The sequence below is a fragment of the Halomonas sp. McD50-4 genome, from assembly GCF_022348135.1.
GTDB lineage: Bacteria > Pseudomonadota > Gammaproteobacteria > Pseudomonadales > Halomonadaceae > Vreelandella > Vreelandella piezotolerans.
The window spans coordinates 1-1,077 of record NZ_JAKRFG010000045.1 but is presented as its reverse complement, the minus strand read 5'-3'; the positions used below and the strand labels follow the sequence as shown (position 1 = coordinate 1,077).

1 protein-coding gene is annotated in these 1,077 nt (G+C 58.8%); it reads right to left on the bottom strand.

Annotated elements, in window-relative coordinates:
- The coding region (locus MHM85_RS18320; RefSeq protein ID WP_239286596.1) for an IS481 family transposase at positions 1 to 986 on the bottom strand (986 nt) is incomplete at its 3' end.
- Between the last annotated feature and the right edge of the window lie 91 nt (positions 987 to 1,077).

The window sequence follows — 1,077 nt, the reverse complement described above, 5'->3', positions numbered from 1 at the left end:
GTGTCGGGTCCCGTGTGATTAACCACCCGCTTGGTAAATAACTCAGGACGTTTGGCCTGCCATTCCTTCATCATCGCAACCGGTGATTGATGGTGCAGCGCCTTTTGCGGGATGTGGTGATTGTACAGCCAAGCGTAGCGTTTGAGTGTCTGCTCCAGGTCCTCGCCTGAGGTATAGCGCCGAGTCGCCAGCACGTCGCTGACGCGACCGTTGAATCGCTCCACCATGCCGTTCGTCTGCGGCTTTCCCGGCTTGATCAGGCGGTGCTCGATGTCATGTGCCTGGCACACCTGGTCAAACGGATGCCGGCCACTGGGCTTGCGCTCACCTGCACGTGTGAAGCGATCGGTAAAGGATTTACCGTTGTCAGTCAGCACTGTCTGGATGGTGAAGGGCGCCTTCTCTTCCACCTGCTTCATGAACGCGCGAGCATTCTTTGCGGACTGACTGCTTCGGATCTCCAGATACACCCAACGCGTGGCGCGATCGATGGCGACGTATAGGTAGCGTTTTTGCTCCTCGTCGGGCATCTGCGGCAAGTGCTTGATGTCGACATGCACATACCCCGGTTCGTAGTCCTTGAAGGGCTTATGCCGTGGCTTCTCGTCATCTCCGGTGTCCTGCCGAGCCAGCTCCGCTAGTGTCGGCACGTCGCGCCGCTTGAGCATGCGATGCAGGCCGGAGCGAGACAACCGAGGGTTCAGGAACTCACGCGCTACGACGAGGAGATCATCCAGGCCGAGGCGAAGGAATTCGCGCGCTGCGATCAGTACCTCCTCCTGCTTGGGCGTGAGCGTGGCCAGCAGGTTGTGACGCGTGTGCGATCGGTCATAAACATCGTCACGATACCGCCAGCGCCGGATGGTCGCGGTGACAACGCCATACTGGCGGGCCAGCTCGCTATCCGTAATGCTGGAGGGCGCTGCCTGGATCTCGGCCCGGATCTTCGGTGTCGTGGTCGCTTGTTTATGCAGCTTGATGTCCATGAACTTGCTCCCGGATGAATTGCTGAAGAAGCTCCCTCGCTGCTAGCAGAGGATAACTTCTATAGGCGATTTGATCATCCGGGACCCTACA